This is a genomic window from Liquorilactobacillus mali, from assembly GCF_001437155.1.
Lineage (GTDB): Bacteria > Bacillota > Bacilli > Lactobacillales > Lactobacillaceae > Liquorilactobacillus > Liquorilactobacillus mali_A.
Window position 1 is genome coordinate 103,900 of record NZ_JQAR01000004.1, and the last position, 21,949, is coordinate 125,848.

Genomic DNA, 21,949 nt, shown 5'->3' on the forward strand with positions numbered 1-21,949 from the left:
AACTTTTGTTAGCCCTTTGTTAGCCCTTTTTAGAAGTCTACATAGCTGGTAAACTTGGCCGCAATCTCATTTTTCTTTTGATTAGTTAGCGCTGCATAGACATCCATTGTAGTCTTAAAATCACGATGCCCGAGCTGCTGTTGTACTTGCTTTATAGATAGCCCTGATTCAATAGCTAGAGTAGCGTAGGTATGCCTAAAACCGTGAGTAGTAATATGCTTTAAGTCATACTTTTGGATGCAGTGTTGAAGCCACAGAGTGGGTTTGACAGGTTGCAACATTGTATTTTTTACTGAATTAAAGACCAGTTGATTAGGCTGTAGAGAATTGAAACCAAGATGCATTAATTCTTGTTGTTGCTGGAACCGCCATTTTTTAATAATGACGATTGTTTTTGGATCAATGAATACAGTACGGTTACTTTCGAACGTTTTGGGTGAGTTGATGATTAAGCCATTCTCACCACGTGACTGAGTTTTATTCACAGTCACAGTATTTTTCTCGAAATTGATATCATTATAAGTTAGCGCCAATGCCTCAGACTTTCGTAGTCCACTGAAAGCTAGTAATCTAAAGAAGGTATATGCCTCCATATTGTCCTCGTCATATAAACATTTTAGAAAGTGTTGCAACTCACCACGATCATAGAAATTATTTTTCATTGTTGTGACTGGTTTAGCTTTATTACGTGGTTTAATCACATTGTCAACGGGATTTTCGATGATTAGTTTCATCCTTTTAGCATACTTAAATATTCGTGACACATTATTGATGAACACTTTATATTTCGTAAAGCCATCGGCAAACCACTTATCTACAGCTTGTTGGCATTGCATCGTAGTTATTTTTGAAAGTGCAATATTACCAAAAACAGGAAGGATGTGTAATGTAAATATTTCTCTTGTTTTAGTCCAAGTCGATTCCCTTACTGTATTTTTATAAAGTTTAAACCAAGCCTCATAAACTTCTTTAAATGTAATTTTACTACTATCACTAAAGCCATTATTGCGAATTTTTTCCTCTAATTGAGCAGCTGCAATTTTGGCTTCTTTTTTTGTGCTAAAACCCTGGCGCTTAATAACTTTTTGTTTTCCTGAAGAATCTCGACCCTCAAAAACCTGAAATCTCCAAAATGTACCTTTTTTATTTTTATATTGTTTAATTGAAGCCATTATATTTTTCCTCCATAACGCACAGCTGGCGGCAAGTGAATTATGTATGGAGATACTAAAATAAATCTATATTGTATTGCTCGGTTATATTTTCTTTTTTCCAATTGAAATATTCCGAAATATATTCGCTGTTTTCTTTTTCATGTAAAAAGTTTTTCAAGCTATTTTCAATTTGATTCCTAAGTTCTGTTTTTAAAGGTATTGAAAGTTGTGAACTAAGCTTGGAAAAGCTAATTTTGTCATTCTTACTAGCTAATTCACAGTTAATTAGGAATTGATTGCTACGGAAAATATTCCCTTTAGTTGAAAGATTTATTGATAGTTCAATCGTTTCATTTCCTTTTGGCGAAATACATAATAAGAATCCATCTATATTTACCCCCAAAGGTATTCCTTTTGTCTGTTCCGAATCGACGGCGTAATCATAATCAAACTCAATAGCATTCTCTGAAAAAGAAAATTTAACACTAAAATCCAGAGGCGAATAATCAAAAAAATCTTTGGGTTCAACTAATAAATAATTGCATAGCGTATTGATGGTATCAAACTGAATACCTTTTGCATCATTTTGCTTCAAAGAAGTTAATGTCGTTCGTGATATGCCAGTGTCATTAGAAATTCTTGTGATTTTTAACTGTCTCTCAGCTAAAAGTACGGCTAGATTACAAATAATCATGATTTAACTCCTTTCTACATTTATTGTACAGTATGTTGAACAATAAGTATATAGAAAGGAGTTAATACTGTTGCAATATCTTTCTGAATATGTTTTAATAAGTCTATAAACGTTCAAACTATTGTACAAAAAAGAAGGAGGAATAAAAATGCAAGCAAATTTTAATTTAGAATTACCAATTGAAATTGAAAATGAGTTAAGAAATAGAATTATAGAAATTGTGAAAAATACAATTGGCACAATTAAGCATGATTCAAGTTTCCCAGAATATATGGACAAAAAACAGTGTGCAGAATATTTGAATATCAGTCGCAGTACTTTTGATAAGTGGCTTAAAACGCAAGATATACCATTTGTACTTATCAATGGATCGTACAGGTTCAAAAGAAGTGAGATTGATAAATTCATGGTAGAAAAGCAAAAATAAAAAATAGCACAGCTGGCGGTGTGTGTGTATAAAGAAATAATCAAGAAATGATTGAATTGATGAAAAATAAATATGAAAGAAGACAATAAATATGGAAAATGAATATAGTAAGATTTTAGACTTAATTAAACAAGATGTTAAAAATTTAAGAGTATCCCTCAATTCAATAGGAAAAGAACAACTTGTCACAGATGTAATACCGAATACAGTTATGACAATTTTTTCAACAATACTAAAAAGATTTAATAACGATCTTTCTGATTACAATAACTTTTTAAAAAGTTATCACGGAAATAATATTCGTGAGTCTGTAATCGCTGAAACACCGATGTATTTCTTTTTAAAAGAACTAGATAAAATAGAAAAATCTGTAGTTGAATTGGACGATATCAACTTTTTGGTCAAGAGTAAATATGAATGGGATATGCTCATGAAGCAACTAGATAAATTCAATATTTCATGGGACGGTATTCAGAACCCATCAAGTATTAATCGCTGGAATGACTATAGGAAAGATACAGTAATTGTACTTGATGACACTATAGTAACTTATGGAAACACTGAAAATTCAGCTTATCCAAGCATTGATGCTAAAGACTTAATTTAAAAGTATAGGGAGGGAAATTAACTATGACAAATTTAAATCAATCATCGTCGTTTAATATCTTAATCAAAAATCAACAGCAATGGAATTTATTGATGGAGAATCTTGAAAACCGAAATGTTACTTGGGGCGGAAAATATCGTCCAACAGAGATTAATAATTGGAATGATTTTGAAGAAGATACTGTTATTACAATTAAAGATAGCAAACTAACCTATGGCCGAGTTGAAAACTTAGCTTATCCAACCTTGAAATTTACAGATGACAATGTGATTCTAGTCGGTTAATCAATTAATTCAAAATTAAATAAAAAGGGGAAATTTAAAATGAGGAAATCACCATTAAAGGAACAATTAGAGAAGCAGTTGAAAGAGGCTAAGACACCATATAAAAATATTGCTAAAAACATTTATAATTTTATTATGACATATCGCGGCGGTATAGAATTCACCTCTTCGCCTTGGCAAGAAAATATTTTTGAAGTAGTGATCAAAAATTCAATTAAGAAATATGGAAAAAAGCAAATTGAAGAATATGAAGGAACTTATCAAAGTGATCATTATAATGGGTTCGAGATTAAAATAGTTAAAGAAATTGATAAAATCATAGAAGACGAGAGAGAGACGTTTTCTATGTCCCAAATAGATATTAATAAGAATATACCAATACATGGTGTTTTCATGACTTCTAACTATTCGGGCTGGAACAAGTTAATAAGATATTTAGAACAAGATTCAGATATCAAATGGTTAAATGAAGAAACAAAAGGATTACCATATAAAAATAATCAATATAAAGACTTCGTTAGAAAATATGGAGCTGGAGATAAAAATAATGTCCTTTGCGTCATGATTGATGAAAATTTAGCCTATCTATGTGACATTGAAACACTATGGACTTATAATTGGTGGTCAATTGATGATATTAGTACTCCAGAGAGACGTGATGTAAAAATCAATTAAAATAAAAAAAATAAACTCCTTAATTTGAGGAGTTTTTTACTATATTGATTAAATTAATTGATAAAAACGGTGAACTTTGCCTATGTAACACTGCATAATAAGTGAAGGGGTATTAACCTCATACATAAGTGAAGGTAATAGCCTATTCATTAGCTGCGCTAATTCATAGTGAAAGTTCAAGACATTTGTGTCACACGTTATTCGCAAGCTCATAACGGGACACTAACAGTTAGTTTTCCTTATATCAGTTTTCCGCCAATTATAGGAATTTAAGTTTTAAATTTTAAAAAATATAAAAGGCGAAAACTGTAAATACAAAATAAAGGATTATAAAAAAACTAGAACACTTACAGTTTTTAATTGAGTGATGATTTTCCGCCAAAAGTTCGTCTATTATATAATTATATATTATTTCTTATAATAGACGAACAAATGGCGGAAACTAGAAAATAATAAAACTGTAAGTGTTGGTACAGTACTATATATTATACTAAGGGAACATTTACAGTTTTTGAGAAAGTAATATTATTGTGAAGTTGCGCAGCAACGAACAAGCCCTGAATTACAAGAGTAGCGCAGTAAGAGGCGGTCAGCCTAATGTTACGCCGTGAGCATAGCGAACTAGTAACTATTATTACACATACATATTAATATTAAAAAATAAGGGAGAGATTCAAATATGACAGATACAAAGAAGAAGGAATATAAATATGAAGATTTTTACGATTGTGTTTTCCGTAAACGTATAAAATGCCAAGCCAAAATTAAACGAGGACGTATCACTTATGATGAAAAAGATGAATTTTTCAAACACCCTCAATATTGGGTTGAATTAGTTGATTTAAGGAGTGTCAAAACTGGTAAATTTATAAGAAGTTATTCGGTTTTGGAGGCCGATAAACGTATCAGAAATAAATTTTTGAAGGTTGGTCAATATGTTACATTCTATGCAACAGTTGAAAAATTTCAGCGTACGAGAGTACCCGATCCAGAAAATCAGTTTGCATGGTTTAACAAACACATGACTAATGTTAAGGGTTGCCAAAATCTAGCAGTAATGAACAAACAAGAAGCAGAAAATAATATCAAACGTGGTGAAGTTGAGTACTCCACAAATAGCAAAAATGAAAATTTAAAAGTTGAAAAATAATATATGTGGAAAAGAGGTGTGAGATATGGAAGAGTTAGATTTAAATGAATTAATAAATGAATATAATAAATATATTCCACAAAGAGAAGTTGAGTATTTTAAGAAAAATGGCTCATTAGATCATAAAAAAAGAGTAGTTGAGAAGTTAAAAAAAGCATTCAAAAATGTTTCAACATCGGGCAGAGGCAAGAAGTTAATATTCTTTATAGGAGCGCCAATTGAAGGTGCAGTTGTTGATTTGAGACAAGTTGCTACTACTGATACAGCCGTATTAAAAGTGGCTTACAACGCCAATCTGAGTATTACACAAGATATGATTGGGGAACATTTTACAGCTAAAAGGTGGCTCACAAAGTTTGGAGTAAGGTTACCATTCATTAGCAAGGATGAGTTTTTTAAAAAATATAACAACCATTCAAACTATGGTTCTGAAATTGATACTAAGTTTGAGGCAGGCGTGAATATTAACAACTATACTAAACCAGATATTCATGAAGTTTTGAATAGTGAACTAGCTCAGAAAAAAATAGTATATGTGATTGATCGCTTTTATGGTAGATTTTTTGATTCAGTCGTCAAACATAGCAAGCTGAAATTTAAAAAGGTTTATATTGGCAACTTTGAACACGAGGAAATTACTGCAGACGGGAATAAAAAGTGGGGAATTAATAAATCAAATAAATTAACGGAATGGGCGACTGGCAAAGTTGAGTATTTCATCAAGCAAAACAGAGACAAATATAAAACTTTGGTTGAATTATATAACTCGAAAGAGTTTAAACAATATATTAGGGAAGATTTGAATATTATATCTCTTTGGACTGAATACGAGCTGGTTGAAGCTGATACAGATACAAAAGTTGAAATTGATAATCAAGCTGAAGTAAATCTTTTAGTTAGCAAAATGGTGATTAAATCAATGACAAATCAAGAAATTAGCAATGATGTAAAAATTAATAAAATACCCTACGAGTTTGCTAAAAGGTTTTATATTTCTACTTTGGACAATGAGACAAAAACACTATGGAATATGGGCGGTGAGACGTTATTTAAGTTTGACAATGAGAAAGATGGAATGTTATATCGACTGATCAGAGACCGAGTGTTAACTAAGTCGGTAGCAACGATTTTAGAAGAGATGAACGATGTAGAAATTGATATGGCCTACTATGAGGAACGCTGCGAGGAATATGAAATTAAGTTGAATGAGATTTTGAATAATCAAGACAAGTTAAATAAATTAATTGAAGAATATGAACGGAATAAGAAAGGGATAGGTGATTAATATGAATGATATTTTTGATAAGGGGTTAAAAACTAGTAAATTAAGAGGTAGTCATATTCGAGAAAATATTGATGAGGTGTCGTTAAACGAGAAAATTAGAGGATATATAGGAAATGACACAAGGTTTAGTGACACTGGATTAAGTCAACATTTGGAAAATTTAGCCGATTATTTTTTGGAATCCGAAGACGTGAAGTCTAATAGGAGGATTGAGAAGTCCTTTTTCAAAAATGAAAGAGAATACGGCAAATATAACCAATCAAAGGCCACTCTTATAAGCGAAGAGAACACACTAGATTGGCTATGTGACGGTGTTGAGAGAGGCACATTGACAGATGAGTATATAGAGAAATTAGTCGCTAATATGGGCGGTAAAGACGTAATGAGATGGGTGATTTCGATGCACGAACACCTGAAGGAGATACCATTGCAGATGAAACCTGTATTAAAAAATATTTTAGATAGCTGCTTCGAGTTTGGCACATACAAAGAGCAAGAAGTATTTACGAAGGCAATGGTAGGATTGAAGTTAGATGAGATTGCAGAGATTAGAGAAACAGGAGTGAGAAATGTACAAAAACAATTTAAAAATATATGTAATAAGATTGCTGAAAGAGTTAGAAATAGTAATATTGAATTGAGTTATTAAATTAATTAGAAAAAACTTGAAAAAATTGCAATTATTTTGTCGAAAACAGTTCGTTTTTTAAAACGAGATGCCAGTATATACGAAGAGGTAAGAAAGATATAAAATCACGAGCTAAGTTTATTAATTCTTGACCGATTCAAAAAAATACTTTGCGTTACACCTGTTTGGTAGGGAAACCTACCATGATGTTGATTTCAATGGGAACACTCATTAAATCAACTCCATTAATTGTTATTTTTTCATCACATATATATTTTTTTAATATACTTCTAAAATTTAGTCTAATACACCTATTATAAAATAATAACATAATTTAGGCCTTGTAACAAGCTAAATTTTAGAAGTTACATACCGAGGTTAGTAAACGTTAAAGGCGGTATTTCATCAGCTTCCTATTTTTAAACAAAAATATGGTTATGTCGTTGGCTAATCATTGACCTTAAGTGGTCAATACATAAAAGTTTCATTTTTATAATACATAAATCGTATTAAGTTATGATTTAAAAAAATTAAACAGGGAGTGTTGAAAATGAAAAAAGAATTACAGATGAATTTTAGTTTTGAAGGAAATAAGGTTAGGACAGTACAAATTAATAATGAACCATACTTCGTAGGGAAAGACGTAGCCGAGATTTTGGGATATTCAAACACTCGCGATGCTTTGCTAAAACATGTAGATATCGAAGATAAGGGGGTAGCAAATTGCGACACCCTTGGGGGAATGCAGAAATTAACAGCAATTAATGAAAGCGGACTGTATTCATTAATTATTTCAAGCAAACTGCCAAGCGCAAAGAAATTTAAACATTGGGTAACGAGTGAAGTATTACCAAGCATTCGCAACCACGGAGTATACATGACACCTGAAACATTACAAGAAACATTAGCTAAGCCTGAGAATATGATTCAGATCTTAACAGCTTTAAAAGATGAACAAGAAGCTAGACAGATTGCTGAAACTAAAGTAATCACATTGAATACGAGAATTAAGAAGCAAGCTCCAAAAGTAGCCTATCATGATCAGATTCTTAAAACGCAGGGAGTAACATACACAGCTACTCAGATCGCCAAGGAATATGGCACGAGTGCTTCAAAATTAAATAACCTTCTACATGAATTGAAATTCATCTATAAGTCTAATGGCCAGTGGGTATTGTATTCAAAATTTCAATCTGCAGGATTAACTCAATCGGAAACAGTAGAAAGAAACGGGCGTGTATTTGATTCGACACGTTGGACGGAAAGAGGAAGGAAGGCAATGTTTTATTTATTGACTAAGAAAGGCTTTGTTGACGAGGACAATAAAATTGATTGGGTGAAAGTGAAAGAGATTCGTGAAGAGAACTATAAAAAAATAATGGGAGATACCATTATGGATAGCGAAGAACTTGACAACAACATGGCAATATTAAAATAGAGGCATAGCCTCTAACTTATACATAGTACATTAAAAATGCTATCAACTCGTCAATTTTAGCCTGTCTCTCGTCGCTCTAACTTATACATAGTACATTAAAAATTTTTAATAGGAGTGATTAAATGGCTATATTTATTTTGGTTATAAGTTTGTGGTTAATATTTTTTATATTGCTCGATTTCAGAGTGATGAAAAAAGAGCAAGAAAGTATTGATGAGATTGTAGAGTTTAATCAGAAATTGAATAAACTAAATGTAAATTTGAAAAAGTTGAATAAAAAGAATTTGAGATTGCCGAGAATTGGGAAGTAATAAGCGCCTATTAATTAGGCATACATATATGGATTAGCGAAAAAGTGAAAATAAATAAGATGAGAAAGTGGAGTGATCAATGAGTGATAACAGATTCAAATATTAAAGAGATTTTAACAATGCCGAGTGCTAAAAAAGGCATAAAAATAATCATGACTAGCATGAATGTAGAAAGAAATGAAGCAGCAAATTTATTGTATGTCGATTGGATTGAGCGTCGAGCTAAGAAAGTACCACATAATAGGCTGGTTGCATATGCCAAAAAACACACCAAGGAACTAGAGTATAGTGCCAGAAGTGTAAGGCAGAGTTATTTTAAAAAATGGAAAGATGAGAGAGAGAAAGAAAATAGAGCTACGGCATTGGCTAATGGTTGGCTAGTAGTTGGGATGTCAGAAGAAGAAAAGCATGAATTGATTGAAAAAGCGTTACCGAAATTGAGAGATATATTTATTAATTTAAATACTAGGAAATTTGTTGAATCAGTTTTGAAAAATGGTAAGGAAGAGACTAAGCAAAAGTTTAAATTAACTGATAAGCAGTTTGGTAGAAAAATTAGAGATATTGAACTGTTATGTGCCAAGAATCGATTAGGTATTAAGAAGCTGTTTGCCAAAGATAAAGATGCAAAAGAGTTAGTAATTTTGAATCAGTTTATTGAATTAATTGAAAGTGAAAATGATAATTATGACGCTCTGATTGGGGAATACATTAGAAGTAATGCAGACTATTTCGACAATTTAATTGGTAACATTAGTGGGATTTACAGTCCAATACTACTTGCCGAGAATTGGGAAGTAGCTAGGTTACGTGATAAATATAAGTTAGTTAATTATGTGTATAGGCGTTTTGAATATTTAGAAAATGTATAAAACAACTATTGCAATTGAATTAACTCGGCTAATTAGGCTTTTTACTTGTCATCTAATTTATTTTCTAATAGTTGTTGTTGAACTAATTTTTGATATTCCTTTGGTAAAAGACTTTGCTCTTCTTCTGTGGGTAATATCTTTTCATCTTCTTTATCAGTCAATACGCTTTGATGGAAAGAAGCTCCTGAATCCATTATCTCAGCAAAAATTTGCATTGCTTTAGAAATACTCGTTATTTTTTCTGGAGAGAAATTCTTTTCCTTAGAGGAACTTACTAACGCCCTTGCTAATTCCCCAAAGTCTCTTACATATTCTTCATTTAACTTTTTTTCAAAGCTTTGTTTTATTTCTAAGTCTACCTCTACTTCTTCTAATCTTATTTCTGCAAGTTTCTTAGAAACTTTGCTATTTCTATATTTATTAACTATATCTATTGCTTTACTAAAAATCACTAATCCTGAATAGACTGAAAAACAAAAAACGATCCATCCACTACCTACATCTAAATTAGATATTTGAGGTTTCTTTTCAAGTTCAGGTATACATTTTAATAATGTCAATGCTTTGTCAAATTGCTTGTTTGTATATACAAACAATTTATAGGAATCAGATGAAGGCAGCTTCATTGCTAACGTTTCTTTCTTTTCTTGCGGGATCTGTTTTTCAATAATCCCCACAGCACCTTGACATTTGGCGATTGCTAAATTAATTTGATTCACAAGAAAATTTACATCATTGACGTTCATTTTAGGTGAATCAACACCTAAATATATCAATCCTTTTTCTTTCAATTTATCTATGTTTGTGTTTACTATTTCTAGTGGTTCTATCCTAAATAATGCATTTATGGCTCTTGAATAATTAGTAACTGCTAGTATATTGGAAGTATTGGTGCTAGCGCCTTTTACATCTGTCATATCTATAATTGCTTGTTTTAGTATTACACGAATTTCATTCAATCTCATATATGTATTGTTCCCTTGATTTTTTCTTTTATTATACTCTCTTTTTATTTGGTGGTATATTTTTTATTCATTTAAAAATACTAAAATTAAGTAAAAAAACAATAGTGAACGTACCTTAATATTGTTATATGTGTAGAGAAAGGAGTGATAGCAATGGTACCAAGAAAGATTAGTAAACCATTCTATCGCTCTAAAGCGTGGCAGAAATGCAGAGCAGGTTATATCAAATCTGTAGGTGAATTGTGCGAAAGATGTATAGCAAAGGGGAAGATTAAACGTGGTTATATAGTTCACCACAAGAATTATATAACTGCAGATAATATAGGTGATCCAACGATTACATTGAACTGGGAAAACCTAGAATACTTGTGTCATGACTGTCATAATGCAGAACACTTCAAGAGGTATGAGGTTATGAATGATGATGTGCTGTTTGATAGTAATGGCCAGTTGATAAAGAAGTCAGATAGGTAGACGGATACATTAGAAACGAATATATACTATGTATTATATAGAAGAAAAAATTTTTTAACGTTGGTGGCTTATTTTAAATGGCAGGCTGCTAACGTTTTTATATTGATTAAACTCTCTGGATTTTAGTCCTAATAAAAAAGTAAGGCTAACCTAATAACCCCCCGTAAAGTACTAGATTATAGGACGGCTAGGGAACGGAATGGGAGTTTCGATTTTTGCAAATTCAATTTTCCCACATGAGGGGGGGTTAATTTTTCGATAATCACGATACATAAAAAAGAAAGGGTGATGTCATGGAAAAAGAAATTAATGAAATTAATAAGGATGAATTAATTTTAAAAGAATATAGAAAATTAAAGAGAATAATGAAGCCGATTGGCAAGGAACAAATTAAAGCGATTGATGATTTACTAAATCGTTTGGCCTTCATGACCAACACTCTTTCTGAATTAGAAACTGATATTAAAAAGAAGGGTGCTATTGTGCTATTTGTAAATGGAAAACAAGAAATGATTATAGAAAACCCTGCCCAAAAATCATATAACACCATGATTAATCGTTATAACTCCTTATATAGCACCATCTTAGGTTATCTAACTAAAGCTATTGAAGCGGAAAAGGTCACACAAGTTCAATCAGATGGATTTGATGAATTTGTAGGGCGGTGATTCGGTGATGTTGAAACAAAAATATCCTGATGACTATGATCCGATTACTGAATATTGGAAATCGTTTGTTCAAAATGGCGGTAAAACAGTTGTATCAAAGAAAATTTACAAAACTTATAGAAAAATAATCGCAGATTTAAACAGTAAGGACAGTGATTACTATTATTCAAATCTGAGAGGTAATCATATTATTGAATTTATTGAAAATTTTTGCAGACATTCAAAAGGAAAATATGGTGGCAAGCCTGTAATTCTTGAACTGTGGGAAAAGGCGATGTTAGCTACCGTATTTGGTTTTGTTGATTCTAATGGTTATCGAAAATACCAACGTGCAGTGCTAATTATTGGGAAGAAAAATGGCAAGTCGTTACTAGCTTCATGTGTTGGCTTGTATATGTTATTGGCCGATAATGAATCGGGGCCTGAAATATATAGCGTTGCTACTAAAAAGGAACAGGCAAAAATAATATGGGAAGAATCAAAACGTATGGTGAACAAGTCACCAGCTTTAAGAAAGAGAATCAAACCTACTATTAATCAGTTATCGAGTGAAAATTTCAACAATGGTACATTCAAAGCCCTTGCTAGTGATACCAATTCACTTGATGGATTGAACGTGCATTGCGCTTTAATGGATGAGATACATCAATGGAGAAATGGAGAAGCTTTATATAATATCATTGCTGACGGCGTTACTGCACGTGATCAACCATTAATTTTCATAACGTCAACTGCTGGTGTGATTAGAGAAGATATTTACGATCATATCTATGACGAAGCGACAATGACCATTAACGGTTACGAGCAAGAGGCGGGATATGAAGATGAACGCTCTATCTTTTTCATTTATGAATTGGACAAAAAAGAGGAATGGCGTGATAAATCGAATTGGATTAAAGCCAATCCTGGACTCGGAACGATTAAAAACATCAAAACATTGGCTGAAAAAGTGGCGAAAGCTAGACAAAATAGTAGATTAATTAAAAATTTAGTTTGTAAAGAGTTTAATATCAGAGAAACTTCAACTGATACATGGCTAAGCTTTGACGAATTAAACAATGAAGAAACTTATGACTTAGCTAAATTGAAACCAAGATATGGAATTGGTGGAATCGATTTGTCAAAAACAACCGATTTAACGTGTGCAACAGTAATTTTTAAAGTATCAGATGATGAAAAAATATATGTCAAACAGATGTATTGGTTGCCAGAAGATATTTTAGAGGATAGAGCTGCCGAAGATAAAATACCATATCCAACATGGAAGGAACAAGGATTACTAAGGACTAGCCAAGGAAACAAGGTTGACTATCACGATATTCTAGATTGGTTTATCGAAATTCAGAATGAGTATGATATTTACTTATTTTCTGGGGGATATGACTCGTGGAGCGCCACATATTTAATAAACGAGTTAAAGCAAAACTTTGGAGATGAAACCTTTACGCCTGTAATTCAGGGTATGAAAACACTAAGCAGTCCAATGAAAGATTTGGGTGCTGACTTAATTAGTAAAAAAATTAACTATAATAATAATCCAATTTTGAAATGGTGTCTTTCAAATACGGTTACAGAAATGGACAAAAACGGAAACATACAACCACACAAGGGTAAAAATCAAAGAAAAAGAATTGATGGCTTAGCTAGTTTACTAGATGCCTACGTGATATATGAAAATAAACAAGCAGAATATGAATCAATTATTTAGAAAGGAGGTTGAGAATTGGGACTTTTTAATTTTAAAAAGAAAAATCAAGCAAAAGTCGCAACAAGTAATTATAAATTAGTAACTGATTATGCCAATGGCTTTTTTGGCTGGAATGGGAAACTGTATGAGTCTGATTTAATCAGGTCAGCTATTCAAGTGAAGTCACAAACGATTGGAAAATCAGTCGCTAAGCATATTAGAAATGATAAGGATGACAATAAAGAAGTCAATCCAGATCCCTATATTTCTATTTTGCTATCGGAACCTAATCCGATTATGAGCGGTCAAATGCTGCAAGAAAAATTAATAACTCAACTGGAGTTAAATAATAATGCTTTTGCAGTCATTTCAAGGGATAGTAATGGATTACCTATTTCAATATGGCCGATAGTCGCTAATAGTTTTGAAGCGTTACAAGATGTTCAAGGTAACTTATATGTCAGGTTTTACATGCGAAATGGCACGATTTACACGTTTAGTTACGATGATTTAATCCATCTAAGGAAAGATTTTAGCTCTAATGATATTTTTGGAACACCTATAACACGTACATTAGAGCCCTTGATGCAAGTTGTAACAACGATTGATGAAGGTATTGTATCTGCTATTAAAAATAGTGCAATGGTCAAATGGCTATTGAAATTTAATCAAACTATTCGTCCAGAAGATATCAAGAAAAATGTTGATGAGTTTACTCAAACTTACTTAAAAACTTCGAATAATGATTCAATTGGTGTCGCTGGTGTTGATGCTAAGGCTGATGCAATTCAAATTGAACCTAAAGACTATGTGCCAAACGAGAAGCAAATGAATGCTACAGTTCAGCGTATCTACTCACTATTCCACACGAACATTAATATTTTGCAAGCTAACTACAGCGAAAATCAGTGGATAAGTTACTATGAGTCACAAATTGAACCAATTCTAAGACAATTAAGCGAACAATATACATTGAAACTTTTCACTAGATCGCAGAGATTACAAGGCAATCAAATAATCTTTGAATCGAGCAATCTCAGTTATGCCTCAATGCAGACAAAGTTATCACTCGTTCAAATGGTTGATCGTGGAATCATGAGTAGAAATGAAGTTAGAAGTTACTTTAATCTAAGTCCAGTTGATGGCGGAGATGAAATGCTATTGAGACTTGATACAGCTAAAATAAATGATAACAACTCACAATCGAAAGGTGGTGAGGAAACATGACAACAGTAATACCAATTAAAGGAGTAATCATTAATAATGATGATGCTTATATCTATGCTTATTTAGAAATGGATTACACCTCACCTAAACAGGTTCAGGCAGTATTAAATCAAGCAAAAGATGATATAGAACTTGAAATTAATAGTGTAGGTGGTGATGTTGATTCGGCAAGTGAAATATACACGATGTTATCAACATATCAAGGAAATGTAATTGCTAAAATTGTAGGTTTAGCAGCCAGTTCGGCTAGTGTAATTGCAATGGCTGGTAATACAGTTGAAATTGGTAAATTAGGTCAACTAATGATACACCGTGCAAGCGCTGGAATTGCTGGTAATGCAGATGATTTTAGCAGTGGATTGCAAATGCTAAATGAAACTGATCAAGCTATTGCTAAATTATATGCAGAAAAAACTGGTAAATCAGTTGATGAAATGTTGAATTTGATGAAGGCTGAGACGTGGCTTGGTGCTGATAGAGCTATCGAACTAGGTTTAGCAGATAGCATTATTGGAGAAGATGAGAAACCAAAAATACAAATGACAGCTAGTTTAAACTTAACACCAAGAATTAGCAATGATGCGAAAGCTAAATTGAAACTAGCAATCGAAAATAAATTAAATAAGAAAAATGAAGAGTCATGTCAATCAGATATGGCTCTTTTAAATGCTCAAATTGGATATTTAGAGCTGAAAGGGAGCGAGTTATAAATGAAGAAAGATGAATTATTGGAACAACGTGCTGAATTAATGATTGAAGCTAGAGAAGATATTGCAAATGCTAAGGCTGATGAGGCACAAGCAAAAATGGACGAAATTAAGAAAATTGATGAAAAGATTGAAAAAATGAATGTTGCTGAAGCTAATTTAAAAGCTTTGGATGATAAGCCAGCTAAGATTGAAAACTTGGCAAAGGAAAATAAAAAAATTGGAGATGAAATTGAATTGGAAAAAGTAGATAACACAATTAAGAAGGCAAATTATGTTGATGCCTTTGCAAAAACAATGTTAGGTAAGAAATTAACACCTGCTGAAAACGAAGTATTTGTTAAAGAAAATGCAGCATTTTCACATTCAACAGAAAATACAGGCACATTAATTCCTGATACAGTTGTAGACGGAATTTTTAAAATCGCAGAAGAGCAATACCCACTTTTTGCTGATATGAAAGGCTACAACGTGCGTGGAACGCTCACAATTAACAAGCATGATGGAATTGTTTCTGGTGATGCACAATGGGTTGACGAATCAGTACAAGCAGATGATGAAGAAAATAAATTCGGTCAATTAGTATTAAAAGGCTTTGAATTAAACAAGGTTGCTTCTCTAAGCTGGAAAATGAAATCTATGTCTGAGGCTGACTTTATTAGTTTCTTGACACAAGAATTGGCCGATCGTGTTGGTGTTGCGCTTGGTGTTGCAGCTCATCAAGGAAATGGCGTTAAATCTCCTAAAGGTGTTGAGGTTGAACTAAAGGCTGAAGAAAACACACCGCAAGTCGTTGAATATACTGACAGCATTGCTTACAAGGATGTTACCGCTGCATTGGGCAAGATTCATTCTAGCTACGCTGCTAAGTCTGCAATTTATGTTAATAATTCTACACTTTGGAATCAATTAGCTAACATTGTTGATGGACAAGGTCGTCCTATTTTTATCGCTGATCCAACAGGAAACACAATTGGTCAACTGTTTGGGCATGAAGTTAAGGTCGATGCTGGTACAAAGGATGGCGAAGTATTAATCGGCGATGCAGCTGACACAGCAGTTAAGAATGTAAATCAAGAAATGTCATTGGCTCAAGAAGACCACGTTAAAGGACGTACGACTGATTATGGTGCTTATACCATTGTTGATTTTGGTTTATTGACAACTAAAGGATTCGCGCTTTTGACAAAAAAAGTGTAGTCCCCGCTCAACAAACGGGTGAATCAAAACCCACGGCAGCCAATACAGTAGTTGAAATTACAGCATGGCTAGATGAACATGAAATCAATCATGACGGCATCACGTTAAAGAACGATTTATTATCACTGATTCCACAGGATTAATTATAGAGAGGAGAGTGCAGAATGGCTGAAGAAAATACCAATACTGATAACCAACTATTGACACAATTGAAAGAGCATATCAGGTGGGAGGATGGCATGGATGAGTCTATGTTGTCTTTCTATCTCAAATCTGCCGAAAAATATGTGACTAAAAAGATTGGCTATACCGAAGAATATTTAGTAATTATGGTCGCAACCTTAATGAATGATAATCGAAGCTCAAGTGAGGATTTAACGAAAGCTCTTTCGGCACTTGAACCAATTTTTTCCTTGGAGGTGTTAACGAATGGCACAAGTCAAACAGAACCAACTAACTAATAGCTTAAAATGGGTTGCTAGTTTGCTTGTGTTGAAAAATACAGTTGATGAAGATGACCGACCCGTTCAGGGTTGGGGGTTGGATAGGATAGTTCATTATATGGACTTGGGCATAACATCAACTGAAAAATATTTAGCACTGCAAGCAAAAACAGACGTAATTAAACGGATAAGAATCAGATATAATAAATCGATTACACAAAAAAATAACCGTATCAGAATTGATGGTATAGATTACAAAATAACACGTATATATGAAGATAAAGATAATGGATATGAGGAGTTGAGCCTAGATTATGTTAATTAATTTTACGGAGATGAGAACAAGACTTAAATCATTAGGTTTAAATGTATATCGTGACCTAGCTCCGAAGAATACACCATTACCTTACTATGTATATAGTTTTGTAAACGAAAAACAAGTAAGAGCTAGTAATTTAGCTCAATTGGCAATACAAGAATATCAAATTAGCTTATTCACCAATGGAACTGAAAAAGAGTTGAAACCTTTTAAATCAGCATTTCAAGATGTAAGTTATGAGTCAGTAATTAATCAACCAGAAGATGATGAGAATGATGAAATAGTTAATCATTTTTACACCTATATGGAGGTATTAGCAGATGAGTGATAACGGGTTTGAGGATTTAGCAAGACAACTAAAGCAAATAGATATAGGTAAATCGGTAGTTAAATCTTCACTCGAAGAAGCTGCTGATTTTTATTTACAGAAATTGAGACCTAATGTTCCAAGTTGGGGCAGTGGTCATCATGCAAAAGACGATTTATCAGTAAAAATTAACGAAGATGGTGTTCAAGTTGTATTTGGTGAAAAAAGTTATTACTGGTATTTTGTTGAAAATGGGACAAAAAAACAGCGTGCACAACATTTTGCAAGGAACACGTTGGAACAAAATAGGAGCAAAATTGAACAAATCATGCTCAAAAAAATAGAAAGCGAGTTGAGGTAATAAATGACAGAAACAAGTAAAGCGAGTGATATTCAATATCAAATTGGTGTAGGGGACTTATTGGTTGCAATAAAAACAACCAAAGATACTACTGGAACAGCTCCAGCATATGATACTAAAATTTGGCGTTTATCTAACGCAAAGAAAATTAAAATTAAAGGTAATGGTAAAGCTACAGATATTTATGCCTCTAACGTTAAGATTGCAACAGTTGCACAGGAAACATCACAAGAAATTAGCTTAGATCATATTGGATTCCCAGTTGCGCTATTAGATCAATTATACGGTCAAACAGCTACAAAGGGTGTTACATTGGCAACTGCTGAGGCTAAAGAGTTACCAGAATTTGCGTTTGGTTTCATTGCGCCAAAATCTGACGGTCAAAATGACGCTTATTGGTTTCCTAGTTGTACACTTGATCCAGCTTTAAGTGATGACTATGAGACAGGCGAAGACACTTTCAAGGAACAAGATCCAAGTATGACAATTAATACAGCTGGCTTAAGAAATAACAAGGTTATTTACACGAAATTTAGTTCCGTACGTGACGGAGCTATGACAATTGATGATTTTGTAAAAGAAGTCATCTATGATGCTAGTCAACTAGCTACACAGGCAGGTGAATAAAAATGGCTAAATTAAAAGATTTAATTAAATTAGATGATCAGCAAGATATTATTAAAATTAGAGGTATAGAGCTACCAATTGCTTTTGATATGCGAACATTCGACTATGTAGAAGAAGCCTACGGAAATTCATACACCATTTTTGAAAAGGATATGAATAAGATGTTGAGTTCCAAAAATGTTAAAGTTTCAAGTAATGTATTCAAAATTATGCGTACGTTAATCTATGCAATGGTTAGAGCTGGAGGAACTGAATGTACTCCAGATGAATTAGCAAAAGCAATTCCACTAACTGAAATGCCAAGTGTATTTGAATCTGTATTGGGCGTATTCCAAGGTCAGTATTTTCAACCATCTGATGGAGAAAAAATTAAACAAACAAAAAAATAACAAAATCCCAAGGTGAAAATATCGACACACCTTGGGATTTTTATTTATATGTCGGAACCACTCTACTTGGTTATAGCATAGATGATTTTTTACACATGACGCCGAATTTATGGATGAAAGAGTATATTTTGTGGCTCAAAATGAATAATCCAGATGCGATTCAAGAGACAGAAACAGTCTATGTTGATCAAGTTCCATTCTTATAGAAAGGGGGAACGTGATGAGTGATTTAAAATCAAATGTTGTACTTAATTTTAAAAGTACAGGTGAAGTTAGCTTAAAACAATCATTGAAGGAAATTAACAGTGTAATGGATGCTGCTGCAAAAGAGTATAAGGCACATATTTCAGCAATGAAAGATTCCGCTAGCACGAGTGAAAGATTAGCAGCGCAACAACAAAAGTTACAGATTCAATTATCTGGTGCAGACAAACGAGTTGAAACTTTAACTGAACAATTTAACAAAATGAAGTCTAGTGGTTCAGCTACTAATACTGAATTGAATAAGATGGCTGGTGATCTGGCTAAGGCTCAATCTGTGCAATCCAATTTGAAAAATGCACTTTCGCAAGTGAATGAACAACTTTCTCAGGAAGGGCAACATGCCAACAACGCAAAAGATAAATTAAGCACATTGTCAAGTGAATCTCAACAATTGGACGCAAAAGAACAAGAATTAACGTCAGCGTATAAATTACAACAAGCTGAATTGGGTGAAAATGCAAGCAAATCAGAGCGATTAGCAAGCGAACAAAAATCATTGAGTTCAATTCTAGAAAACTCTAAATCTAAAGTGACTAGCCTAGAGCAAGCCTTGAAGGAAACAAAGACAGCATATGGAGAAAATAGTACTGAAGCTAGTCAAATGGCTACCAAGTTAAATAATGCAAAAACTAATGTAGCAGAGTTAGAAACTAAAATGGGTAGTCTAGGTCGTGAATCTAAAACTACTGGCAGTGCGTTGGGAACATTCAAAGAAAAACTTTCATTCGGTGCCGTAGCTGGTGTAGCTGCAAATACTGTCCAAAGTGTAATCGGTGGTTTGGGAGAATTAATCACTCAAGGAGCAAGTGCAAGTGATGCAATGCAGAAGTTTGATAGCACGATGGAATTTGCTGGGTTCGGTAAAACTGCAATAAAATCGGCAAGCTCAAGTATGAAAAAATATGCTGATGATACTGTTTATGATTTAGATACAGTGGCAAATACTACTGCTCAATTAGCTGCCAACGGCGTACCACATTACACAGCCTTAACTCAGGCAGCTGGTAATTTAAATGCGGTTGCTGGTGGTAATGCAGATACGTTTAGTAGTGTAGCGATGGTATTAACTCAAACCGCTGGAGCTGGAAAGCTAACAACTGAAAATTGGAATCAATTAAGTGATGCAATACCTGGTGCAAGTGGAAAATTGCAAGAAGCCATGAAGAAGAATGGTGCATATACTGGGAATTTTCGTGATGCAATGGAAAAAGGTCAGATTACAGCTGGTGAGTTTAATAAGGCAGTAATGCAACTTGGTATGGAAGATGCTGCTAAAAAAGCTGCTAAATCAACAAGTACATTCGAAGGAGCTATTGGGAATCTACAAGCTAACATCGTCACTGGTATTCAAAATGTTATTAATTCAATTGGTAAAGCTAACCTTACAGACTTAGTGAACACAATCGGTGGCAGTGTAGTTAGTGCATTTAAAATTTTAGTCAATGTGTTACAAGAAGTTAAGGCACATTCAGGTGCTTTCAAGGCGATTGCGGTGGGCGTTGGCGGTTTAGTTGTAGCATTAAAAGCTATGTCAATTATTACGGGCATTAAAAATACAATCACTGAATTTGTAGCCGCAACTAAATTGATGACTATTGCAACTAAAGCCGCAGAAATTGCACAAGCAGCATTTAATTTAGTATTAAACGCAAACCCTTTTGTACTTATTGTCAGTTTGATAGCAGCAGTTGCAGCCGCTTTAGTTTACTTTTTCACGCAAACTAAAACAGGTAAGGAAATATGGAGTAATTTTACAAATTGGTTAAAAAATTTATGGACTGGTTTGAAAAATTGGTTTAGTCAATTTTGGACTGGTTTAAAAATTTTATTTGACGTAGCAGTTAAATTAATTGTCAATAGTGTTAAGGAAAAATGGAATGATATAAAAACAGCAACTACAAATATTTGGAATGCCATAAAGACCGCTATTTCAAATGTTTGGAATGCTATTAAAACCGCTGTTTCCAATGCTATTAATAGTGTTAAATCTACGGTATCGAATGTTTGGAATGGAATTAAGTCTGTAACTAGTTCAATTTGGAATGGAATTAAGTCTGTGATTAGTTCAGTTTGGAGTGCGATTAAGGCGGGAGTTTCAAGTTCAATTAATGCTGTAAAATCTGTTATTACCTCAGTTTGGAACGGTATCAAATCAGTTACTTCAAGTGTTTGGAACGGTATTAAGTCGGTAATTTCTGGTGTATGGAATGGTATCAAGTCAATAGCAAGTAGCTCAGTGAACGGTATTAAATCAACAATTGCCTCAGTTTGGAATGCTATCAGATCCATAACTTCGAGTGTATGGAATGGTATTAAGTCGGCTATGGTATCACCAATTAATGCAGCTAAATCAGTAATAAGTGGAATCGTTTCTACTATTAAGAGGCTATTTAATTTTCATCTGAAATTTCCAGAGGTATCAATACCTCATATCAAATTACCACACTTTAGTTTGTCTGGCTCTTTTGATCCATTAAAAGGAAAGATACCAAGTATTGGAATTAATTGGTATGCAAAAGGTGGTATTTTTGATAAGCCGACATTATTTCCGACCGCTGGTGGTTTTAATGGTCTTGGTGAAGCAGGTCCCGAGGCAGCATTACCACTAAACGCAGAAAACTTAGCAGGTATTGGTAAAGGTATTGCGCAGCAAATGGGGAATATGCAACAACCTATCTACTTACAAGTCGATGGAAAAACTTTTGCAAAATTAACAGCACCATATATGAGTGGTGCGATGGGAACTAATGTAAGACTCAATCAATTTGGAATGGGAGGAATGTAAA

The 21,949-nt window shown here is 33.3% G+C and carries 25 protein-coding genes; 22 read left to right on the top strand and 3 right to left on the bottom strand.

Annotated features, from left to right (window positions below; all coding sequences use genetic code 11):
- Positions 1 to 29: 29 nt before the first annotated feature.
- Positions 30 to 1,172: a site-specific integrase gene (locus IV36_RS03195; RefSeq protein WP_056990754.1), complete on the bottom strand. Its 1,143-nt coding sequence runs from the start codon at positions 1,170 to 1,172 to the stop codon at positions 30 to 32.
- A 55-nt stretch (positions 1,173 to 1,227) separates the two neighbouring features.
- Positions 1,228 to 1,848 carry a helix-turn-helix domain-containing protein gene (locus IV36_RS11845; protein WP_082623697.1) on the bottom strand — a complete coding sequence of 207 codons (621 nt, stop codon included), beginning with the start codon at positions 1,846 to 1,848 and terminating at the stop codon, positions 1,228 to 1,230.
- Positions 1,849 to 1,996: 148 nt separating this feature from the next.
- Between IV36_RS11845 and IV36_RS03205 the strand changes: the two genes are divergently transcribed.
- The 9 genes from IV36_RS03205 (at position 1,997) to IV36_RS03250 (ending at position 9,525) form a co-directional block, all read left to right on the top strand.
- Entirely contained in the window at positions 1,997 to 2,275 is a 279-nt protein-coding gene (locus IV36_RS03205; protein ID WP_056990755.1) for a helix-turn-helix domain-containing protein, read from the top strand.
- Positions 2,276 to 2,366: 91 nt separating this feature from the next.
- A complete protein-coding gene (locus tag IV36_RS03210; protein ID WP_056990756.1) occupies positions 2,367 to 2,882 on the top strand; it encodes a hypothetical protein in 516 nt (171 codons plus the stop codon).
- 23 nt (positions 2,883 to 2,905) lie between these two features.
- Positions 2,906 to 3,166: a hypothetical protein gene (locus IV36_RS03215; protein WP_056990757.1), complete on the top strand. Its 261-nt coding sequence runs from the start codon at positions 2,906 to 2,908 to the stop codon at positions 3,164 to 3,166.
- Positions 3,167 to 3,205: 39 nt separating this feature from the next.
- Positions 3,206 to 3,841 (top strand): hypothetical protein, encoded by a 636-nt coding sequence (locus IV36_RS03220; protein WP_056990758.1) that lies wholly within the window; start codon positions 3,206 to 3,208, stop codon positions 3,839 to 3,841.
- Between the two features lie 679 nt (positions 3,842 to 4,520).
- The gene (locus IV36_RS03225) at positions 4,521 to 4,991 is read left to right on the top strand and encodes a hypothetical protein (protein WP_056990759.1); all 471 of its coding nucleotides are present in this window, start codon (positions 4,521 to 4,523) and stop codon (positions 4,989 to 4,991) included.
- A 25-nt stretch (positions 4,992 to 5,016) separates the two neighbouring features.
- The gene (locus IV36_RS03230) at positions 5,017 to 6,276 is read left to right on the top strand and encodes a hypothetical protein (protein WP_056990760.1); all 1,260 of its coding nucleotides are present in this window, start codon (positions 5,017 to 5,019) and stop codon (positions 6,274 to 6,276) included.
- A gap of 1 nt (position 6,277) precedes the next feature.
- Positions 6,278 to 6,925 carry a hypothetical protein gene (locus tag IV36_RS03235; protein WP_056990761.1) on the top strand — a complete coding sequence of 216 codons (648 nt, stop codon included), beginning with the start codon at positions 6,278 to 6,280 and terminating at the stop codon, positions 6,923 to 6,925.
- Positions 6,926 to 7,454: 529 nt separating this feature from the next.
- Positions 7,455 to 8,342 carry a BRO family protein gene (locus IV36_RS03240; protein ID WP_420864914.1) on the top strand — a complete coding sequence of 296 codons (888 nt, stop codon included), beginning with the start codon at positions 7,455 to 7,457 and terminating at the stop codon, positions 8,340 to 8,342.
- 394 nt (positions 8,343 to 8,736) lie between these two features.
- Complete coding sequence (locus tag IV36_RS03250; RefSeq protein ID WP_056990763.1) at positions 8,737 to 9,525, top strand: hypothetical protein; 789 nt, start codon at positions 8,737 to 8,739, stop codon at positions 9,523 to 9,525.
- A 41-nt stretch (positions 9,526 to 9,566) separates the two neighbouring features.
- On the opposite strand, the gene IV36_RS03255 is transcribed toward IV36_RS03250, so the two are convergent.
- Positions 9,567 to 10,490, bottom strand: a complete 924-nt coding sequence (locus IV36_RS03255; RefSeq protein WP_056990764.1) for a hypothetical protein — start codon at positions 10,488 to 10,490, stop codon at positions 9,567 to 9,569.
- Between the two features lie 153 nt (positions 10,491 to 10,643).
- Between IV36_RS03255 and IV36_RS03260 the strand changes: the two genes are divergently transcribed.
- From IV36_RS03260 to IV36_RS03325, 13 genes are all read left to right on the top strand, one after another.
- The gene (locus IV36_RS03260) at positions 10,644 to 10,964 is read left to right on the top strand and encodes an HNH endonuclease (protein ID WP_056990765.1); all 321 of its coding nucleotides are present in this window, start codon (positions 10,644 to 10,646) and stop codon (positions 10,962 to 10,964) included.
- Positions 10,965 to 11,257: 293 nt separating this feature from the next.
- Entirely contained in the window at positions 11,258 to 11,632 is a 375-nt protein-coding gene (locus IV36_RS03265; RefSeq protein ID WP_056990766.1) for a hypothetical protein, read from the top strand.
- 7 nt (positions 11,633 to 11,639) lie between these two features.
- Positions 11,640 to 13,340: a terminase large subunit gene (locus IV36_RS03270; RefSeq protein ID WP_056990767.1), complete on the top strand. Its 1,701-nt coding sequence runs from the start codon at positions 11,640 to 11,642 to the stop codon at positions 13,338 to 13,340.
- A 15-nt stretch (positions 13,341 to 13,355) separates the two neighbouring features.
- Positions 13,356 to 14,546: a phage portal protein gene (locus IV36_RS03275; protein WP_056990768.1), complete on the top strand. Its 1,191-nt coding sequence runs from the start codon at positions 13,356 to 13,358 to the stop codon at positions 14,544 to 14,546.
- On the top strand, positions 14,543 to 15,256 hold the full coding sequence (locus IV36_RS03280; RefSeq protein ID WP_056990769.1) for a head maturation protease, ClpP-related: 714 nt from the start codon (positions 14,543 to 14,545) through the stop codon (positions 15,254 to 15,256). The genes IV36_RS03275 and IV36_RS03280 overlap by 4 nt, the downstream gene beginning before the upstream one ends.
- Positions 15,257 to 16,453 carry a phage major capsid protein gene (locus tag IV36_RS03285; protein ID WP_056990770.1) on the top strand — a complete coding sequence of 399 codons (1,197 nt, stop codon included), beginning with the start codon at positions 15,257 to 15,259 and terminating at the stop codon, positions 16,451 to 16,453. It abuts the gene before it with no gap.
- Between the two features lie 164 nt (positions 16,454 to 16,617).
- Complete coding sequence (locus tag IV36_RS03290) at positions 16,618 to 16,914, top strand: head-tail connector protein (RefSeq protein WP_056990771.1); 297 nt, start codon at positions 16,618 to 16,620, stop codon at positions 16,912 to 16,914.
- The gene (locus tag IV36_RS03295; protein ID WP_056990772.1) at positions 16,883 to 17,221 is read left to right on the top strand and encodes a phage head closure protein; all 339 of its coding nucleotides are present in this window, start codon (positions 16,883 to 16,885) and stop codon (positions 17,219 to 17,221) included. Before IV36_RS03290 ends, IV36_RS03295 begins: the two co-directional genes overlap by 32 nt.
- Positions 17,211 to 17,543 carry a hypothetical protein gene (locus tag IV36_RS03300; RefSeq protein ID WP_056990773.1) on the top strand — a complete coding sequence of 111 codons (333 nt, stop codon included), beginning with the start codon at positions 17,211 to 17,213 and terminating at the stop codon, positions 17,541 to 17,543. Before IV36_RS03295 ends, IV36_RS03300 begins: the two co-directional genes overlap by 11 nt.
- Positions 17,536 to 17,883 (top strand): HK97-gp10 family putative phage morphogenesis protein, encoded by a 348-nt coding sequence (locus tag IV36_RS03305; RefSeq protein ID WP_056990774.1) that lies wholly within the window; start codon positions 17,536 to 17,538, stop codon positions 17,881 to 17,883. Before IV36_RS03300 ends, IV36_RS03305 begins: the two co-directional genes overlap by 8 nt.
- Positions 17,884 to 17,886: 3 nt before the next feature.
- Positions 17,887 to 18,510 carry a major tail protein gene (locus IV36_RS03310; RefSeq protein ID WP_056990775.1) on the top strand — a complete coding sequence of 208 codons (624 nt, stop codon included), beginning with the start codon at positions 17,887 to 17,889 and terminating at the stop codon, positions 18,508 to 18,510.
- Positions 18,511 to 18,512: 2 nt separating this feature from the next.
- Positions 18,513 to 18,899: a hypothetical protein gene (locus IV36_RS03315; RefSeq protein WP_056990776.1), complete on the top strand. Its 387-nt coding sequence runs from the start codon at positions 18,513 to 18,515 to the stop codon at positions 18,897 to 18,899.
- Positions 18,900 to 19,119: 220 nt separating this feature from the next.
- Complete coding sequence (locus IV36_RS03325) at positions 19,120 to 21,948, top strand: tape measure protein (RefSeq protein ID WP_056990778.1); 2,829 nt, start codon at positions 19,120 to 19,122, stop codon at positions 21,946 to 21,948.
- The last annotated feature ends 1 nt before the right edge of the window (position 21,949 follow it).